The organism is Komagataeibacter ossonobensis (assembly GCF_057359305.1).
In genome coordinates, this window is record NZ_JBXAYQ010000118.1 from 1 (window position 1) to 1,236 (window position 1,236).

The window sequence follows — 1,236 nt, forward strand, 5'->3', positions numbered from 1 at the left end:
CATCCGCAACCATGATCTTGGCGTATGGGGAACACCAGCGGACCGACAGGTTCGCCGAAACCTGCGGGAAGCGGCGTCGCGTATTGGGCGGCCCCTTGCCACCGACAGTGACCCGCCCTGTCGGGGTATCGAACCAGACCGGTGCGGTCGGCGCATTATCGCGCAGCATTTCCCGCACGATCCCACCCTGGCGCGCGGAGAAATGCAGCCTGACGCCAAGGGCTGCAGCCAGATGCCGCCCGTAATCGGGCACATGCGGCCAGTCAAAAACGTCCCCGTCATCGTCCACAAGATGGTGCCACCACTCGATGCGCTGCGGCGCCACGCCCTTTTCGAGCAGGTGCAGCGTACTGGCGAGGGAATCCTTGCCAAAGGAACAGGCGACGATGACGTGATCATAACGCGCCAGATCAGGCATCTCTCCCTGCCCCGACACGACAGTTCCCAGGCGGGATGACAGGCTTGCGGTCACCATGGACATTCTCCTTGTCTGAATGTCTTCTGGCGGTCCGAAGGGATATCGCGGGTCAAACGCGGCGCGTGCACCGGCATCGCAGGCCCGCGGAGCGGGACAAGAGCCACCGTTTGAGGCGCGATGGCCCTTCGGGCATATTTTTTCCTGTTTCTTCCTGCTTTTCCTACGCGTCCGCGTTCAGGTATTCGTGCAGATACCGGCGCAGCAGCACGCAGGCTGCATGAGTGTCCCGCTCACCGTCATCCGCAAGGACACGATCCATCACTCTGGCGAGAACGAAGGCTGCCTCTCGGCCCGGGCTGAAAACAAGGGAAAACCCAAACTGTCCCTGCAGCACGCCAGTTCCCGCATCGTGGACCATGGCCACGATCTCGCCATGGACGACTTCCTCGACCTCAAGGTCCACTTCCTGACCGTCAGGCAGAATGGTGGTCCGGATCCCGTCAGAGTCCACACTGTCGGGGACCGCATTGAGGACGATCCGCGCAGCCGCCTCGGCGTCCGTCGCCGTGACCCTGAAATCGCCGGCGTCCGCTTCAAACAGGCGCTCAACCAGCGTGATACAAAAATCAGGCATTGCCGTCCTCCCTTACCAGGACAAATTCGCTCAGTGTCTTGGCTTCCCGCCATGGGCAATGCCACACCATCACGTCCTTTCCGCAGATTTCGGTGACAGAGCCACGCTCTCTCAGCCGGGCCAGTTCGTCCGACGTGACTCTGGGAACCGCCGTGAAAGCGGAAAATTCGACCACTGCCGCCTT

General features: G+C 61.7%; 1 protein-coding gene and 2 pseudogenes. All 3 read right to left on the minus strand.

All coding sequences use genetic code 11. From position 1 onward, the window contains the following. A pseudogene (locus AC1RQ9_RS18935) lies at nt 1-475 on the minus strand (phosphoadenosine phosphosulfate reductase family protein); the annotation flags it as partial. 163 nt (nt 476-638) lie between these two features. Continuing rightward, nucleotides 639-1,052, minus strand: a complete 414-nt coding sequence (locus AC1RQ9_RS18940; RefSeq protein ID WP_217420556.1) for a hypothetical protein — start codon at nt 1,050-1,052, stop codon at nt 639-641. Then, nucleotides 1,045-1,236, minus strand: a pseudogene (locus tag AC1RQ9_RS18945) (hypothetical protein); the annotation flags it as partial. The pseudogene AC1RQ9_RS18945 and the gene AC1RQ9_RS18940, both read right to left, overlap by 8 nt.